Here is a 17,316-nt window from a genome sequence, read left to right as displayed (position 1 = left end):
CTCATCCGAGCACGGTGTCGTCGGTGAGCCGGGCGCCGCGCGCCCAGTCCGCCGCGGGCATGGCCTTCTTGCCGGGTGGCTGAACCCAGGACAGGCGCACCGGTTCGGTCGTGGTCGTGACATCCACGGTGCGCTTGGTCACGCGCAGCGACCCGGGACTCGGTGCGGCGACATCGGACGCGAGTGGTTGCGCCTTGCCGACCGGACCGATCTTGATCCGCGCACCGTCGAGGGTGGTCCACGCACCGGGCGCAGGTGTGTGCGCGCGGATCCGGCGCTCGACGATGTGGGCAGGCAGATCCCACCGGATGCGGGCGTCGTCGACATCGACCTTCGGTGCGTGTGTCACCCCTGCGCCGGCCTGCGCCACCGGGGTGAGCGACCCGTCATCGATTCCGTCGAGCGTGGACACGAGGAGTTCGGCACCGCTGTCGGCCAACCTGTCCAGCAGGTCGCCACTGGTGTCGGTTGCCGTGATGGTCTCGGTGATCACGCCGTACACCGGGCCGGTGTCGAGCCCCTCCTCCAGCCGGAAGGTACTCGCGCCGGTGACCTCATCGCCGGCGGCGATCGCGTGCTGTACCGGCGCGGCGCCGCGCCACGCGGGCAACACCGAGAAGTGCAGATTCACCCAACCGTGCGTCGGCAGGCCGAGCAGGCCGGGTGGCACCAGTCCGCCGTAGGCGACCACCGCGCCACAGTCGGGGCGCCAGGACCGGAGCTGGTCGAGGACACCCGCATCGGTGAGCCGGCGAGGCGTCATCACCTCGATGCCGTGCTCATCGGCGAGTTGGGCTATCGGCGACCGCACCAGGCTGCGACCGCGCCCGGACGCCGCATCGGGGCGCGAGATCACCCCGACGACGTCGTGGCGTGGGGAGTCGAGCAGCAGGCGCAGCGACGGCACCGCCACCTCCGGGGTTCCGGCGAATACGACCCTCATCTGATCCTTTCGTGCCGGACGACCGACTTGTCCACGCTCATCCGATCGTAGGGGGATCGACCTGGACGCGGATCGGCCCGGTCTCGTGCTGCGCGTTCCGGCGGACCTGAGCCGCCACCAACGACTCGGCCAGGAGCCTCCCGTCGCGTCGCGGCACCCTCAGCAGCACCCGCTCGACGTCTCCGTCCAGGGCCTCGCCGCTGCCGGCCGGCGGGCGGACGCCCGGCGGGAGCGGGACCGGCCCGAGCATCTGCCCGCCGTCGGGCAACTCCACGGACTCGACGAACGCAGACACCGTCCGCGCCGTCCCGTCGACGGATGCCATCGTCACCGCCGGCGGGAACCCGAGCTCCACGCGTTGGGCGAGCTCCTGATCAGCGAACCCGACCGGGTCCCAACGGATCATCGCCTGCACCGGGGTCAGGGCCGCGTCGGCGACGATGACGAGTGTGCCCCCGTCCTCGTGCGCCCGCACCAGCGATCCCACGGCCATCCACCGGCGCACCGCATCCTCTGCGGCCCGGAGGTCGGCCCGGTCCAGCTGCGCCCATGTGTCGAGCAGGACAGCCGCGCCGTAGCCGCCCTCGGCCCGCGGCTCAGCGCCCGGCGTCGCGACGACGATGCGTGCGCCGCCGTCCACGTCGGCGGAGATGGTGGCGCCGCCGGAGGTGGTGATCGGTACCTCCGAGAATGCTCGACTCAGTTCCTCCGCGGTGCGGCGGGCACCGGTGGTCAGCGCCCTCACCTCGCCGCCGCCGCACTCGGCGCACCGGAAGTTCGGTTCGGGTCGCCCACACCATCGACACGACACGGTCTCGGCGGAATCCAGCTGCAGCGGTCCGTGACAGGCACGGCACCGGGCATGCGCGCGGCACCGGGCGCACGCCAACGACGGGAGGTAACCGCGCCGGGGCACGCTGAACAGCACCGGCAGGTCGGCGGCGATCGCCTTGCGTGCGGCGTCGAACGCGACTCCGGGGATGCGGGCCGACCGGGCCAATGGATCGCCCGCCACCCGTCGGTCCTCGGCGCTGAGCGCCACCACGCGAGCCGTGCGCGCACGTACCGTCGGACGGTCGGCGACGAGGTCGTGCGCCCACCCGGACGCAACCAGCGCGTGGGCTTCGGTGGTGCGCGCGAACCCGCCGATCACCAGCGCGCAGCGCTGTCGATGGGATCGGAGGACCGCGACCTCGCGCGGATGTGGGTACGGCGCGCGTGGCTCGTTGAGGCTGTCGTCGCCGTCGTCCCAGATCACCACGAGACCGAGGTCGTGCACCGGCGCGAACACGGCACTGCGCGTCCCGAGAACGACGTCGGCGGCACCGCGCCGCACGGCGAGCCAACGCCGATATCGCGCCGTCGGGCCGAGCCCGGCCGCCAGTGTCACGCAGCGATCCCCGAACACCGGCGCACAGGCACTCTCCAGCCGGTCGAGATCGCGCTGGTCCGGCACCACCAGGATGGAACCGCGACCTGCCGCGGACGCAGCCGACGCGAGTTCGGCCAGTCGGGCCGGCCAGTCCTCACCCGCGGTCGCCTGCCAGACGGCCCGCGGATGCCCTTCTCGCATCGACTCGACGAACGACGCGGCCGCCGGATAGGCGGACCACCCGGTCAGGTCGGGTGCGGTCGGCGCAGCGGTTCCCGGGGCCCCGGTCTGCTCCTTCTCCGTGCGTGCGTGTCGGGGCGGTATCGCGAGCCGGATCACGTCGGACATCGTGCCGGCGTAGCGGTCGGCCACCGCGCGGCACACCGCCGCGAGATCCGGGTCGAGGACGGGTTCGGGAGACACGACGCGTTCGAGCCAGCCGAGGCGGCCCGGGTGGTCACTCTGTTCGATCCGGTCGAGCAGGACACCGTCGACCAGGCGACCCGAGAACCGCACCCGAACCCGAACACCGGGCTGCGCCATCTCGTCCTGCTGGTCGTCGATCAGGTAATCGAACGGACGGTCGAGGTGGGCGAGCCCGAGCATCGGCAACACCTTGCCGACGGGTTTGTGCGGCGCGGGCACGCGAGAGCCGGCCCGGTCGGACACAGCGATCTGCAGGTCGGATCGATCAGAGACCGGCAGCGGCGCGCAGTTTCTCCGCGCGGTCGGTGCGCTCCCACGGCAGGTCCACGTCGGTCCGGCCGAAGTGCCCGTAGGCCGCGGTCGGGCCGTAGATCGGACGCAACAGGTCCAGGTCTCGGATGATGGCGAGCGGCCGCAGGTCGAAGACCTCGGAGATCACCTTCTCGATCACCACGGGATCGACACGCTCGGTGCCGAAGGTCTCCACGAACAGTCCCACCGGGGCGGCCTTGCCGATGGCGTAGGCGACCTGCACCTCGATCCGACCGGCGAGTCCGGCGGCCACCGCGTTCTTGGCCACCCACCGCATCGCGTACGCCGCGCTGCGGTCGACCTTCGACGGATCCTTGCCGGAGAACGCACCGCCCCCGTGCCGGGCCATGCCGCCGTAGGTGTCCACGATGATCTTGCGACCGGTCAGGCCGGCGTCACCCATCGGCCCGCCGAGGACGAATTTTCCGGTCGGGTTGACCAGCAGACGGACTTCGGAGGTGTCCAGGCTCGCCAGCCCGATCTCCGCGAGGACCGAGTCGACGACCTTGCTGCGGATGTCCGGCGTCAGCATGTTGTCGAGGTCGATGTCCGCGGCATGCTGCGTGGAGATCACCACGGTGTCGAGCCGCACCGGCTTGTCACCGTCGTACTCGATGGTCACCTGGGTCTTGCCGTCCGGCCGCAGGTACGGCAGCACACCGGTCTTGCGCACCTCGGTGAGGCGACGCGACAGGCGATGCGCCAACGCGATCGGCACCGGCATGTACTCCGGGGTCTCGTCGGTGGCGTAACCGAACATCAGACCCTGGTCGCCCGCACCCTGGCTGTCGATCTCGTCCTCGGAGATACCGCTGCGGCTCTCGTGCGAGTTGAACACGCCGCCGGCGATGTCGGGTGACTGTGCGCCGATGGCGACGTTCACACCGCACGACGCGCCGTCGAAGCCCTTGGTCGACGAGTCGTAGCCGATGTCGAGGATCTTCTTGCGCACGATGCCGGGGATGTCGACGTACGCGGTCGTCGTGACCTCTCCGGCGACGTGCACCTGACCGGTGGTGACCAATGTCTCGACGGCGACGCGAGCCTTCGGATCGTCGGCCAGCATCGCATCGAGGATCGAGTCGCTGATCGCGTCACAGATCTTGTCGGGATGCCCCTCGGTGACGGATTCACTGGTGAACAGGCGTGACGCAGAGGTGGTCATCTGATCCTCTCAGGGTCTTCGCGCGGCCCGGTCCCGGGCGGCGTGGGCGACGACGTGTGTCGTCCATTGTCTCTACTGCTCAGCTTTGTCTCTACCGCTCAACACTGTCTCTACCATTCGCCGACCGCCACCCTGAGGTGGGCGTTCCCGGCCGCGCTCGGTGCGAACGCGTTCCAAACTACACAGGGCCTGCGACGGCGGCGCCCGCAGGCCGTCGTGCCGTCAGACCGGATTGTCGCCGTCGGTCAGCAGTTCGCGGACCTCGTCCAGAATCCGGCTCGACATGAGGGTCTTCGAACCGAGCGGGAGCGCCGTCTCGGTCCCGGCCGCCGACAACAGCCAGCCGGTGTTGTCCTCGGTGCCGAAGGCCTTGCCCTCCCCCACGGCGTTGACCACCAGGAGATCGCATCCCTTGCGGCGGAGTTTCGCGCGGCCGTGGTCGAGGACTCCCCCGGTCTCGTCACCGGTCTCGGCGGCGAATCCGACGATGACGGTATCGGCCGGGATTCGCCCCGCCTCTCGTCCGGTCACCAGTCCCCGGAGGATGTCGGGGTTGGTGGTGAGTTCGATCGGCGCGGGGCCGGAGTCGGTCTTCTTGATCTTGGATTCTGCGAAGGCGATCGGGCGGAAGTCGGCGACCGCTGCGGCCATGATGACGACGTCGGCCTCGGCCGCCCGCTTCGTCATCTCGTCGGCGAGGTGCTGGGCGTTCGACACCCGGACGATGTCCACCCCGGCGGGGTCGCCCGGGTCGGCGGTCGATCCGGCGACCACGGTCACCGTGGCGCCGCGTTGCGCGGCCGCCCGCGCCAACGCGAATCCCTGTTTTCCCGAACTGTGATTGCCCAAGTAGCGAACCGGATCGAGCGGCTCACGCGTGCCACCGGCGCTGATCACCACCCGGACTCCGGCGAGGTCATACGGCAGCGCATCGGGACGTTCGAGCAGCAGTTCGCCGATCATCGCGATCTCCTGCGGGTCCGGCAGTCGGCCCGCACCGCTGTCGGTCCCGGTCAGCCGACCCGATGCCGGCGTCATCACCGTGGCGCCGTGTGCGCGCAGCGTGGCCACGTTGGCCTGGGTCGCGGGGTGCTCCCACATCTCGGTGTGCATGGCCGGAACGAAGACGACCGGACATCGGACCGTGAGCAGGGATGCGGTCAGCAGGTCGTCGGCGCGGCCGGATGCGGCACGCGCCATCAGGTCCGCGGTGGCCGGGGCGATGACCACCAGGTCTGCGCCTTGGCCGAGGCGGACGTGTGCGACCTGGTCGACGTCGTCGAAGACGTCGGTGCTGACCGGATTACCCGACAGCGCCTCGAACGTCGCGGCACCGACGAACTTGAGGGCGGCCTCGGTGGGCACGACCCGGACATCGTGACCGGTCTCGGTGAAATGTCGGATGACCGAGCAGACCTTGTAGGCGGCGATGCCGCCGCCGACACCGATCAGGACCCGACGCCGGGCGCCGGGTGTGGCTGCGCGCGGTGTGACCATCCCCCGGGCCCGCGGCTCTTATTCGCCTTCGGTGTGCTCGAGGAGGTCGGAATGGATCTCCCGCATCGCGATCGACAGCGGCTTCTCCTGCAGACCCGGCTCCACCAGCGGGCCCACGTACTCGAGGATTCCGTCGCCGAGCTGGTTGTAGTAGTCGTTGATCTGCCGGGCACGCTTCGCCGCGTAGATGACCAGCGCGTACTTCGACGACGCGCGCTCGAGCAGCTCGTCGATCGGCGGGTTGGTGATCCCCAGCGGGGTCTCGTAGGCCGGTGCGTCGGCAACTTCGGTCAGGTCGAAATTCGTCGGGGTGCTCACGCAAACTCCTGCATCGCTGTGCTCTGGTGGCGACGTCCTGCCCTCGTCGGCAGGCGCCGGCGGTCTCAAACGTCTGAGGTCGGCTGTCGGGTGGGCGTCGGCGCGGACTCGTCTGCGGTCGACCCATCGGACCCGACCAGCAAGGATACCAACTCGGAGGCCACCTGGTCGACTTCGCGGTTGACCAGCACGTGATCGAACTCGTCCTGGGCGGCCATCTCGGTGCGCGCCGTCTCCAGACGACGAGCGACCGCATCGGCCGATTCGGTGCCGCGGCCGCTGAGACGCGCGACCAGGTCGTCCCAGGTGGGTGGTGCCAGGAAGACGCTCGTCGCCTCCGGAAGTCGGCGCACCACGTTGCGCGCCCCCACGAGGTCGACCTCGACCAAGACCGGAAGACCGCGTTCCATGGCCTCCAACACCGGACTCTTGGGTGTCCCGGAACGTTGCAGGCCACCGTGGATCTCGGCCCATTCCAGCATTTCGTCGTCGGCGATCATCCGGTCGAACTCGGCACTCTCGACGAAGTGGTAATCGCGGCCGTCGACCTCACCGGGCCGCGGATCACGAGTAGTCGCCGAGACGCTGAAGAACATCTCCGGGAGCAACTCCCGCACCTTCGCGACCACCGTCGACTTACCCACGGCCGAGGGGCCGACCAGAACCACCAGTCGGCCCCTCGGAGGCGTGGATCGCGGCGGTTCGGGTGTCGGGCGGGTCACCGCCGAACCTGTGCCGTCATCACGCGCGTGTCGCTCGTGTGCTCGTCAGGAGCTGAACTTCTCGAGCAGCGCCTTCCGCTGCCGATCGCCGAGGCCACGCAGGCGGCGGGTCGGGGCGATCTCGAGCTCGGTCATGATCTCCTGCGCCTTGACCTTGCCCACCTTGGGCAGGGCCTCGAGCAGGGCGGAGACCTTCATCTTGCCCAGGATCTCGTCATTCTCGGCATCCTTGAGCACCTGCTCGAGGTTGGTGCCGCCGCGCTTCAAGCGCTCCTTGAGCTCGGCGCGGGCCCGCCGAGCGGCAGCTGCCTTCTCCAACGCGGCAGCGCGCTGCTCGTCTGTCAACTGCGGAAGGGCCACGGGTTCCTCCGTCTTTCCTAGTCTTCGATTGGACTGTCATCAGTCGCGGGGTGCTTCTGATGGCGGTTGGTCGCCTGCGCGACCGTGGTGGTCGCTGTCAGCCGGCCGGCCACCGCCGCCGAATGGTGCGGCGAAAGCGACCGTACCCACGTGAGCAGGCATTTGCGAGTGCCACCCCAGCGAATCCAGCGGATTCAGATGTTGTAGCGACCTCGCCTCCCGAACGTAGCGCACCGCGGTGACACGACGGCGCAGCAGGCCGCTGACTACGCATTTTGCGTCAAAAGTCCAGGTCAGCCACCCGCCGGGCACGGACCGCCGTTCAGCGACGTCGGTCTCGCCCGATTCGTGCTGCTGCCTGCGGTGATACGTGTGTGACACGAGTGGCGTCCGGGCATTCTTCGGATCCGGTTTGCTCTCGCGCGTGTCGCCGTCCGATCTGTCTGAACCGGGTCGACCCACGCGAGTCGATGTGTCCGCAGCGGCAGGATTCGCCTGATCCGCTAACCTCGCGAAATCTGCGGGAACCAGTTGGGTGTTTCGTGCGTCCAATCTCGTGGACGTGTCGGATGTGATGAGGATTCGGGGGGAAGATGTACGTAGATCCACCGCGTGTACATGCATTGGCGGGACGCACCCGGGGGCATGCCGAGGACATCGGCGCGCAGTCGCCGGTCGCCGGCGGGGTCGTCGCGGATCAGGGAGCCGGAGAGTCCGAGATCGCGCGAGTTCTCCGGGACTCCGCGAAAACCATCGACACTGTCCTGAGCTACCACGCGCAGCGCCTGAACCATTTCGCAGACCTCGCCGACAAGGGTGCGCGCGAGTACGTCCGCACCGACGCCGCCGGCGCGCACCGCCTGGTGCAGCCCGGAACGGCTCCGGGCTGATGTCGGACAGTGACCGCTACACCGTCGACACTGTCCGCGCCTGGGACTTCACTTCGGCGCGGTCGGTGATCACCAAGATCGAGGCCTCGAGTGCAGCCGTGGGCAGGTCGGCCCAGGCCACCGCGCGCGACTTCGACGGCTCCACCGACTACTGGGACGCCGTGGGCGGCGACGCGGCTCGTAATCTGTCGCTGATGCACAAGAGCGACCTCGTCCGCTCGACCGCGGTCATGGACACGGTCGCCGAACGCTCCGCGTCGAAGCTCGACGAGATCCAGGGATACATCGACGTGCTCAACGCGAAGGTCGGCGAGATCAAGGCCTCGGAGTATCAACTCGCCTACCACCCGGACGGCGGCGTGTACTCGCTGAAGTCCAACGCCGAATGGGCCGACGAGTGGGGCTGGAGGACGCCCTTCAAACTCGTCGACAAGGAGGCCGACGAGTTGGGCTTCACCCTCGCGCTGCGCACTGCGCTGGCACAAGTGCAGACCATCGATCAGGCGGGTGCCGAAACTGTGCGCGGAACGTTCGAGAGCCTGGCACAGGGAGTGAAGGAAGGCGCGGTGCCGACCCCGGGCGACCCTCGGCTGCAGGAGATTCTGCGCAACTATCAGACCGAGAAGTCGGACGGCCAGGCGACGCTGTGGCCGGACGGGACGCTGCTCGCCGCCATCCGTGCCGTGCATCCCGACTTCGACCCCCGCCTGATGACTCCCGAGGAAGTCGCTTCCGTGGGATTGCTCCTCGCTCGCGAGGGCGCCAGTCCGGTCGCCCAGGCCAACGCGGTATACCGCTGGTACAACGCGATGTCGGCGGCCGACCAGGCGGCCAAGGATCGGTTCCCGCGCGAATCCCTCAGCGACGGTCACGGCGACGCCTTCCGGCATGCCTACTGGAATGCGTTGTTGACCAAGGAATTCGGCGCCGAGTGGACCGAGCAGTACACGACCGCCCACGAAGGACTCGGCGGTAACCCGGCCAATCGCGAAGCGATGGATCTGTACAACAACGAACTCGGCCGCAGCGTCGCCGAGGCGAACCCCGACGCCAGCGCCGAAGAACTGGCCGATCTGATCGCAGCCGAGGTGTCCGACGGAAGAACCATCGTGATCGGCGGCGACGGGGCCATAGATTGGAGCAAGAATGTCAAGGTCGGGGAGACAGGGCAACCCGGAACCGTCGGAGTTCCCCTGCCCGCCAACTGAACTGTCACGCCGCATCCGCCGACTGGCGGGAACTGTTGCACTGATGACCGTGCTCGCCACGGTCGTCAACGGGTGTGCGGTGTCGCCGTTCGCTGGCGACGACGAGGAGACATGTAGCTCTGAGTTCGACCCACGCGCCGCAGGTGAACCCTTGGGTTCGAGCAACCGCTTTCTACACGTGAGCGCAGCGGCGGGTGCGACACCGGGTCTGACTACGACGCTGGCCGAGTTGACCGCACAGGCCGGTTGGGCCCAGTCCTACGACCAGATGATCAAGCAGTTCGACGGAATGAGCGACCCGGAGATCAACGAGCTGGCCGGGACGGGAACAATCTGCTGGCAGGTCCCCCACGGGGCCCCTGACGTCGGCGCCACGGGGTCATACATCTTCCTCAAGGCCCGAAAGCCGGTGCAGGCCGTGCGTTGGGATGCCGCGGGCGATCGCGACCCGATCTCGCTCCTCGACACACCCGGCGGCATCAACCCGGACACTGCACTGACCTCGAGGCCGGGTGTGAACCCACGGCTCGTCGTCGCCGCCCCTATCGAGGGTTGACGGCAACGCGAACTTGATCGCGAGGAGATCTCGGCCCGGTGAATCGTCGGTGGGATTCGCTGCGCGTGCCACGGGGTCGGCGGACAATGACAGCGCGCTTGCTGTCCCGCCGATCACCGCTCCGGCGGTGGTAACCCGTCGTAGGGAGAACCGTGTCGACCGCAGATCCTCAGTACTCCACCCAGGACCCGACCGACCCGGACCGAACTCCCGGCGACTCGACGAACAGCGCACGCACCGTCCAGCAGTACATCGACGAGCGACCGCTCTGGTCGGATGGGACCGATACCCCGCACGTGCCGATGACAGGCATGCAGTGGCGGATCTGGTGGCTGGCGGCTGCCGGCAAGTTCTTCGAAGGCATCATGATCTTTATGACAGGGGTTGCACTGCCCCTGCTGACGATCGACTTCGATCTCAACACCACCCAACAGGGCTTCGTGACCTCGGCCTCGTTGGCCGGCATCCTCGTCGGCGCGACCGTGCTCGGCAGTCTCGCCGACCGGTACGGCCGCAAGCGGATGTTCATCGTCGAGATGGCCGTCTTCGCGGTGTTCGTCGCCGGTACGACCTTCGCGCCGAACCTGGTGTTCCTCGTCATCTGCCTGTTCGGCGCGGGCATCGCCCTCGGCTGCGACTATCCGACCGCGCACATGGTGATCTCCGAGAGCGCACCGACCGTTCGACGGGGTCGGCTCGTGTTGTCGGCGTTCGGATTCCAGTCGCTCGGCGCATTCGCCGGCACGTTCCTCGGATTCCTCATCCTCTACGAGAACCCGGCAGTCGACGCGTGGCGATGGATGTACGGCGCGGTGATCATCCCCGCGGTCCTGGTGCTGATCGGGCGGTTCTTCGTTCCCGACAGCGCACACTGGCTGATGGCCCGCGGGCGCACCCACGAGGCCGAGTCCGAGACCGAACGACTGCTGACCCGCGAGCCCGCCTACCCGACGAATGTCACGCTGCGGCGCGGTGCAGACGACGAGGTCACCACAGCCGCGTCGGGCAGCTACCTCGACCTGTTCCGCGCCAAGTACCGCCGTGTCACGATCTTCGCCTCGGTGCCGTGGGTGCTGCAGGATCTGAGCACCTATGGCGTCGGCATCTTCACCCCGGTACTGCTCGCCACCATCATCGGCCAGCAGTCGGAGGTCAACGATCTGCACGACGTGATCCACAACGACATGCTGGGCGCCGAGGGCTCCGCCCTGATGGACATCGTGTTCGTGCTCGGCATCGTCGCCGCGATCTTCCTGGTGGAGCGGTTCGGCCGGATTCGCCTGCAGATCACCGGGTTCATCGGTTGCGCGCTCGGCCTGTTCCTGGTGGCGATCGCGTCCCTATCGCCACCGGATTACAGCATCCCGCTGCTGTTCGCCGGTTTCATCCTGTTCTACTTCATGAACAATCTGGGGCCGAACTCGATGACGTATCTGATCTCGGGTGAGGTCTTCCCCACCGAGATCCGCGGCAAGGGAGCGGGATTCGCGGCATCGATCGCCAAGGTCGGTGCGGTGGCCGCGGCCTTCTTCTTCCCCATCGTCCAGGACGCGATCGGGACGAGCACCCTGCTGTTCATCCTCGTCGGGACGGCCTTGCTCGGCGTCGTCGTCACCATCCGGTATGGCGTCGAGACCACCGGCGTCAGCATCGAGTCCATGTCGACAGCCGACCCTCAGGACAGCGCGGCCTCCACGGCATCGCGGGTGTGAACGAATGCGTCACGCACGGCGCCGACCTGCGGGCCGGCACCGAGCACCGCACGACTGCTGGCCGGGAGGACCCACGACCGGTCGGCACCGGCGAACACCTCCGGCAGGTCTTCTGCGGTCGCGCCCTGCGCGCCGAGCCCCGGCGCCAGAATCGGACCGTTCAGCCCAGCGAGGTCGAGACCGTGCTTGCGGGTCGCGCCGACCACGAGGCCGATCGTCGCGGTCCCGTCGGCGTTCGCGTCCGCGGCGTCGTCGACGATCGTCTGTCCCACGGTCCGTCCGTGCGCGTCCGCGAGTTGGATCCCCGCACCGTCCGGGTTGGACGTGCGTGCCAATACGAACACCCCGCGGTCGGCGGCGCGGGCTGTCTCGAAGGCCGGCGTGAGAGATCCGAACCCCAGGTAGGGCGAGACGGTGACGGCGTCCGCGCACAACGGAGAGGCGTCGTCGAGCCATGCCGTCGCGTACGCGGCCATCGTCGATCCGATGTCGCCACGTTTGGCGTCGGCCAACACGACCGCACCGGCGGCCCGACAGTCCAGGATGACCCGTTCGAGGACCGCGACACCGGCCGCGCCGAACATCTCGAAGAACGCCACCTGCGGTTTGATGACCGCGGCGACGGGAGCCAACGCCTCCACACAGATGTCGGCGAACCGAGCGAGTCCGTCCGCCGTGACCTCGAGCCCCCACTGTTCGAGCAACTCGGCGTGCGGATCGATCCCACCGCACAGTCGACCGCGCGCGGAGACCGCAGCGCGGTACCGGGCGGCGAATCCGTGCGGTTCGGACGTCATCAGCGGTTCACCAGCACCGCGTGCCGGCGCTGCAGCGACTCGACACCCATCTGACCGTTGATCGCGGCCTCGATGCCCTGCACAGCGGCGCTGGCACCCTGCACGGTCGTGATGCACGGGATGTTCACCGACACCGCGGCACTGCGGATCTCATAGCCGTCGACGCGCGGTCCGGAGTTGCCGTACGGGGTGTTGATGACCATCGACACCTCACCACCGCGGATGATGTCGACGATCGTCGTGTGCCCCTCGGCCGACTCGTAGTGTTTGCGTACGGTTCGGCAGTTGATCCCGTTGCGCCGCAACACGTCGGCGGTGCCCTCGGTCGCCAGGATCTCGAATCCGAGGTCGGCGAGGTGTTTGACCGGGAAGATCAGTGCCCGCTTGTCCTTGTTGGCCACCGATACGAAGATGGCCCCGCTGGTCGGCAACGATCCGTACGCGGCCGTCTGCGATTTCGCGAACGCCTTCCCGAAGTCGGCGTCGATGCCCATCACCTCGCCCGTCGACTTCATCTCCGGGCTGAGCAGGGAGTCCACACCGGTACCGTCGTGGCGCCGGAACCGGTTGAACGGCAGCACCGCTTCCTTCACCGAGATCGGCGCCTCGGCCGGGGCCTCGCCGCCGTCGCCGTCGGCCGGCAGCACGCGCTGGCCGCGCAACTCGGCGATGGTCTCACCCATCATGACGCGGGCACAGGCCTTGGCCAACGGCACCGCGGTGGCCTTGGAGACGAACGGCACCGTCCGGCTCGCACGCGGATTCGCCTCGAGGACATAGAGGATGTCGTCCTTGAGGGCGTACTGCACGTTGAGCAGCCCACGCACCCCGATCCCCTTGGCCAGCGCCTCGGTCGACGCACGCACCATCGCGAGATCGGACCGCCCGAGGGTGACCGGTGGCAGTGCGCAGGCCGAGTCACCGGAGTGGATACCGGCCTCCTCGATGTGTTCCATCACGCCGCCGATGTAGACCTCGTCGCCGTCGCACAGGGCGTCGACGTCGATCTCCACCGCGTCCTCCAGGAACCGATCCACCAGCACCGGATGGTCCTCGGTGAGCTCGGTGGCGCGGGAGATGTAGTCCTCCAACGATTTCTCGTCGTAGACGATCTCCATGCCGCGCCCACCCAGAACGTAGGAGGGACGCACCAGAACCGGGTAGCCGATGCGGGCCGCGGTCGCACGCGCCTCGTCGAAGCTGGTCGCCGTTCCGAACGCGGGCGCCGGCAGCCCGGCAGCGGTCAGGACCTTGCCGAACTCCCCGCGGTCCTCGGCGAGGTCGATGGCCTCCGGGCTGGTCCCGACGATCGGTACGCCGGCAGCGGCGAGCCGGTGGGCGAGGCCGAGCGGCGTCTGGCCGCCGAGCTGCACGATGACGCCGGCGACGTTGCCCGAGATCGACTCGGCGCGATAGACCTCGAGCACATCCTCGAAGGTCAGCGGCTCGAAGTACAGCCGGTCGGCGGTGTCGTAGTCGGTGGACACCGTCTCGGGGTTGCAGTTGACCATCACGGTCTCGTAGCCCGCTTCCGAGAGCGTCAGCGCGGCGTGGACACACGAGTAGTCGAACTCGATGCCCTGACCGATGCGGTTCGGGCCCGATCCGAGGATGAGTACCTTCGGCCGATCCGGTTGTGGGGCAACCTCACTGGTGGCCGACGGGTCGAGTTCGTAGGTGGAGTAGTGATACGGCGTCTTGGCCTCGAACTCCGCCGCGCAGGTGTCGACGGTCTTGTAGACCGGATGCACCCCGAGACCGAGCCGGAATGACCGGACCGCCGCCTCATCGGCGAAGTCCGCACGCAGAGCAGCGATCTGACGGTCGGAGAACCCGGTGCTCTTCGCCTGCCGGAGCAGTCCCTCGTCCAGGCTGTCCGCGTCTCGGATCTCGGCGCCGAGTGCCGCTACCCCGCCGATCTCGGCGAGGAACCATGGGTCGATCGCGGTCGCCTCGTAGAGTTGCTCGACGGTCGCGCCGGCCTCGAACGCGAGCATCAACCCGTAGATGCGACCGTCCTTCGGGGTCCGCAACGACTGCAGCAGCTCCTCGAGGTCGAGGGTGGCGGGATCGGGCCGGTTGGGTTCGGTCCAGAAGCCGGCGGCCTTGGTCTCCAGGGAGCGCATCACCTTGCCCAATGACTCGGCGAAGCTGCGTCCCAGCGACATCGCCTCGCCCACCGACTTCATCGTCGTGGTCAGGGTGTCGTCGGCGCCGGGGAACTTCTCGAACGCGAACCGGGGTGCCTTGACGACGACGTAGTCGAGCGTCGGCTCGAAGCAGGCCGGGGTCTCCTTGGTGATGTCGTTGACGATCTCGTCGAGGCTGTAGCCGATGGCGAGCTTCGCGGCGATCTTCGCGATCGGGAAGCCGGTGGCCTTCGACGCCAGCGCCGACGAACGCGACACGCGTGGGTTCATCTCGATGACGACGAGCCGTCCGTTGCTCGGATCCTGCGCGAACTGGATGTTGCACCCGCCGGTGTCGACACCGACTTCGCGCAGGATGGCGATCGAGAGGTCGCGCATGATCTGGTATTCGCGGTCGGTCAGCGTCATCGCGGGCGCGACGGTCACCGAATCGCCGGTGTGCACACCCACCGGGTCGACGTTCTCGATGGAACAGACCACCACGACGTTGTCGCGGTTGTCGCGCATCAGCTCGAGTTCGTATTCCTTCCAGCCCAGGATCGATTCCTCGATGAGCACGTTCGCGGTGGGTGAGGCCGCGAGGCCGCCACCGGCGATCCGCTCGAGATCGTTGCGGTCGTAGGCCATGCCGGAGCCGAGTCCGCCCATGGTGAACGACGGACGCACCACCACCGGGTAACCGAGATCGTCCACGGTGTCGTAGACCTCGTCCATGGTGTGGCAGACGCGCGACCGTGCGCTCTCCCCGCCGACCTTGGCGACGATGTCCTTGAACATCTGGCGATCCTCGCCGCGCTGGATGGCGTCGAAGTCGGCGCCGATCAGCTCGATCCCGTACTTCTCCAACGAACCCCGGTCATGCAGGGCCACAGCGGTGTTCAGCGCGGTCTGCCCGCCGAGTGTGGCGAGAACGGCATCGATGGGGTGACCTGCGTCGCGTTCTGCCTCGATCACCTTCTCGACGTATTCGGCGGTGATCGGCTCGATGTAGGTGGCGTCGGCGAACTCCGGGTCGGTCATGATCGTCGCCGGGTTGGAGTTGACCAGGCTCACGCGCAGGCCTTCGGCCTTGAGCACGCGGCACGCCTGGGTGCCGGAGTAGTCGAACTCGCATGCCTGGCCGATGACGATCGGCCCGGAGCCGATGACGAGTACGTGGGAGATGTCTTCGCGGCGTGGCATCAGGCGCTCGTTCCTCGTGCACGGTCACCCTCGAGTTGGGTGACGAACTTGTCGAACAGGTAGGCGGCGTCGTGCGGGCCGGCCGCCGCCTCCGGGTGGTACTGAACCGAGAAGGCTTGTCCCGACAGCAGTTCCACACCTTCGACGGTTCCGTCGTTGGCGCAGGTGTGGCTGACCCGCGCACGACCGAAGTCGGTGTCGAACTCCTCGCCGGCCTCGCCGTCGAGGGCGAACCCGTGATTCTGCGCGGTGATCGACACCGTGCCGGTCGCGTGGTCGATCACCGGGATGTTGATCCCGCGGTGGCCGAACTTCATCTTGTAGGTGTTGCGGCCGAGGGCGCGCCCGAGGATCTGGTTGCCGAAGCAGATACCGAACAGCGGCAGGCCTGCGCCGAGCACCGCCCTGGTGAGCTCGACGGCGTCGTCGGCGGTCGCCGGGTCGCCGGGCCCGTTGGACAGGAACACGCCGTCCGGCCGCAGGTCGGTGATGGCGTCGAGTCCGACGGTCGACGGGAGGACGTGCACGCGGACGCCGCGCTGCGCGAACATCCGGGGGGTGTTGGTCTTGATGCCGAGGTCGATCGCGGCGACCGTGAACCGCGTGTCGCCGTCGGGTTCGACGGTGTAGGACGCATCCGTGGTGACCTCGCCGGCGAGGTCGGCGCCCTTCATCGGCGGTTGGTTGCGCACGCGCGCCACGAGTTCGTCGTCGGCGGCGAGCGCGGCACCGGAGAAGATCCCGGCACGCATCGACCCGTGGTCGCGCAGGATGCGAACCACGGTGCGGGTGTCGATGCCCGCGATCCCGACGACCTCCTGGCGCTGCAACTCCTCCTCGAGCGAGGTGGTCGCCCGCCAGTTCGACACACGGCGGGTGGGATTGCGGATGGCGTAGCCGGCGACCCAGATCTTCCCGGAATCGCCGGTGGCCGAATCGCTGCCGGCGCTGCCGGTGCTCTCGCCGTCCTCGGTGTTCCAACCGGTGTTGCCGATCTGCGGAGCGGTGGCCACCACGATCTGCCGGTGATAGCTCGGGTCGGTGAGGGTCTCCTGGTACCCGGTCATCGCCGTGCAGAAGACCGCCTCGCCGAGCGTCTCGCCGACCGCTCCGTACGGCAGTCCACGGAACACCTGTCCGTTCTCCAGCACCAGAACCGCTGTGCTCATTGATCTTTCCTCTGTTCGGCGTCGTCGGGGGCCGGCTCCGCCGAGGCGCGCTCGGCCTCGGCGAACTCGTCGACCCATCCCGGATAGACGGTCTTGTCGTCGGCGCGGAGTCCGGAGTCGATCTCGGTACCGGTGGGCAGCACCCAGCGGATCACGAGGACACCGTCGGCGGTCATCACCTTTCCGGCGAGTCCGCGCTCGGTACGGACGGCGGTGATCGACGAGCGTGGAATCCAGATCTCGGACGCCCCTTGCCGTTCGATCAGGATCCCCTCCGGGTAGGCCGCGATGGACGCCGCGGCGCGGTCGCCCAGATCGCCGACGGCGACCCGGTCCTGCCAGCTCGGCGCCATGGTGCTGCCGACGTAGAGCCCGGTGTCCGGTCCCCGGGTGGGCGTCGGCAGGTCGTCGGGCCGCGGAGGTGGTGTCCCGATGGTCTCCGCCTGCCGTCGGCCCCGGTTCCGCCAGCCACGCAGGACGAGCGCCACCAATCCCAACCAGACGACGACCACCACGACGACGACAGCGATCTCCATG

The 17,316-nt window shown here is 68.3% G+C and carries 15 protein-coding genes; 4 read left to right on the top strand and 11 right to left on the bottom strand.

The window, feature by feature from the left end; all coding sequences use genetic code 11:
- Window position 1: 1 nt before the first annotated feature.
- From fmt to mihF, 7 genes are all read right to left on the bottom strand, one after another.
- Window positions 2–943, bottom strand: a complete 942-nt coding sequence (fmt, locus tag V1Y59_RS07775) for a methionyl-tRNA formyltransferase (RefSeq protein ID WP_330504238.1) — start codon at window positions 941–943, stop codon at window positions 2–4.
- Window positions 944–980: 37 nt separating this feature from the next.
- Window positions 981–2,921 carry a primosomal protein N' gene (locus V1Y59_RS07770; RefSeq protein ID WP_330504345.1) on the bottom strand — a complete coding sequence of 647 codons (1,941 nt, stop codon included), beginning with the start codon at window positions 2,919–2,921 and terminating at the stop codon, window positions 981–983.
- Between the two features lie 85 nt (window positions 2,922–3,006).
- Complete coding sequence (metK, locus tag V1Y59_RS07765; RefSeq protein WP_330432088.1) at window positions 3,007–4,218, bottom strand: methionine adenosyltransferase; 1,212 nt, start codon at window positions 4,216–4,218, stop codon at window positions 3,007–3,009.
- 222 nt (window positions 4,219–4,440) lie between these two features.
- Entirely contained in the window at window positions 4,441–5,715 is a 1,275-nt protein-coding gene (coaBC, locus tag V1Y59_RS07760) for a bifunctional phosphopantothenoylcysteine decarboxylase/phosphopantothenate--cysteine ligase CoaBC (RefSeq protein ID WP_330504237.1), read from the bottom strand.
- Window positions 5,716–5,733: 18 nt separating this feature from the next.
- Window positions 5,734–6,033: a DNA-directed RNA polymerase subunit omega gene (gene rpoZ / locus V1Y59_RS07755; protein WP_330432090.1), complete on the bottom strand. Its 300-nt coding sequence runs from the start codon at window positions 6,031–6,033 to the stop codon at window positions 5,734–5,736.
- 65 nt (window positions 6,034–6,098) lie between these two features.
- The gene (gmk, locus tag V1Y59_RS07750) at window positions 6,099–6,755 is read right to left on the bottom strand and encodes a guanylate kinase (RefSeq protein ID WP_330504236.1); all 657 of its coding nucleotides are present in this window, start codon (window positions 6,753–6,755) and stop codon (window positions 6,099–6,101) included.
- A gap of 45 nt (window positions 6,756–6,800) precedes the next feature.
- Window positions 6,801–7,115 (bottom strand): integration host factor, actinobacterial type, encoded by a 315-nt coding sequence (mihF, locus tag V1Y59_RS07745; protein WP_160902413.1) that lies wholly within the window; start codon window positions 7,113–7,115, stop codon window positions 6,801–6,803.
- Window positions 7,116–7,708: 593 nt separating this feature from the next.
- On the opposite strand from mihF, the gene V1Y59_RS07740 reads away from it, so the two are divergent.
- The 4 genes from V1Y59_RS07740 (at window position 7,709) to V1Y59_RS07725 (ending at window position 11,481) form a co-directional block, all read left to right on the top strand.
- Window positions 7,709–8,005: a hypothetical protein gene (locus tag V1Y59_RS07740; protein ID WP_330504235.1), complete on the top strand. Its 297-nt coding sequence runs from the start codon at window positions 7,709–7,711 to the stop codon at window positions 8,003–8,005.
- Window positions 8,005–9,213 (top strand): DUF6973 domain-containing protein, encoded by a 1,209-nt coding sequence (locus V1Y59_RS07735; protein ID WP_330504234.1) that lies wholly within the window; start codon window positions 8,005–8,007, stop codon window positions 9,211–9,213. Before V1Y59_RS07740 ends, V1Y59_RS07735 begins: the two co-directional genes overlap by 1 nt.
- 43 nt (window positions 9,214–9,256) lie before the next feature.
- On the top strand, window positions 9,257–9,769 hold the full coding sequence (locus V1Y59_RS07730) for a hypothetical protein (protein WP_330432094.1): 513 nt from the start codon (window positions 9,257–9,259) through the stop codon (window positions 9,767–9,769).
- Window positions 9,770–9,921: 152 nt separating this feature from the next.
- Window positions 9,922–11,481 (top strand): MFS transporter, encoded by a 1,560-nt coding sequence (locus V1Y59_RS07725; protein ID WP_330504233.1) that lies wholly within the window; start codon window positions 9,922–9,924, stop codon window positions 11,479–11,481.
- Here V1Y59_RS07725 and pyrF read toward each other — a convergent pair.
- The 4 genes from pyrF to V1Y59_RS07705 are packed head-to-tail and all read right to left on the bottom strand — an operon-like array spanning window position 11,445 to window position 17,315.
- A complete protein-coding gene (gene pyrF / locus V1Y59_RS07720) occupies window positions 11,445–12,278 on the bottom strand; it encodes an orotidine-5'-phosphate decarboxylase (protein WP_330504232.1) in 834 nt (277 codons plus the stop codon). The two genes, V1Y59_RS07725 and pyrF, sit on opposite strands and share 37 nt — an antisense overlap.
- Window positions 12,278–15,610 carry a carbamoyl-phosphate synthase large subunit gene (gene carB, locus V1Y59_RS07715; protein ID WP_330504231.1) on the bottom strand — a complete coding sequence of 1,111 codons (3,333 nt, stop codon included), beginning with the start codon at window positions 15,608–15,610 and terminating at the stop codon, window positions 12,278–12,280. Before carB ends, pyrF begins: the two co-directional genes overlap by 1 nt.
- Window positions 15,610–16,779, bottom strand: coding sequence for a glutamine-hydrolyzing carbamoyl-phosphate synthase small subunit (gene carA / locus V1Y59_RS07710; protein WP_330432098.1), 1,170 nt, complete (start codon window positions 16,777–16,779; stop codon window positions 15,610–15,612). Before carA ends, carB begins: the two co-directional genes overlap by 1 nt.
- Window positions 16,776–17,315, bottom strand: a complete 540-nt coding sequence (locus V1Y59_RS07705) for a PH-like domain-containing protein (RefSeq protein WP_431309129.1) — start codon at window positions 17,313–17,315, stop codon at window positions 16,776–16,778. Before V1Y59_RS07705 ends, carA begins: the two co-directional genes overlap by 4 nt.
- Window position 17,316 lies beyond the last annotated feature (1 nt).

This window comes from Gordonia prachuapensis (assembly GCF_036350515.1).
Classification (GTDB): domain Bacteria; phylum Actinomycetota; class Actinomycetes; order Mycobacteriales; family Mycobacteriaceae; genus Gordonia; species Gordonia prachuapensis.
This window is presented reverse-complemented; position numbering and strand designations above follow the sequence as displayed.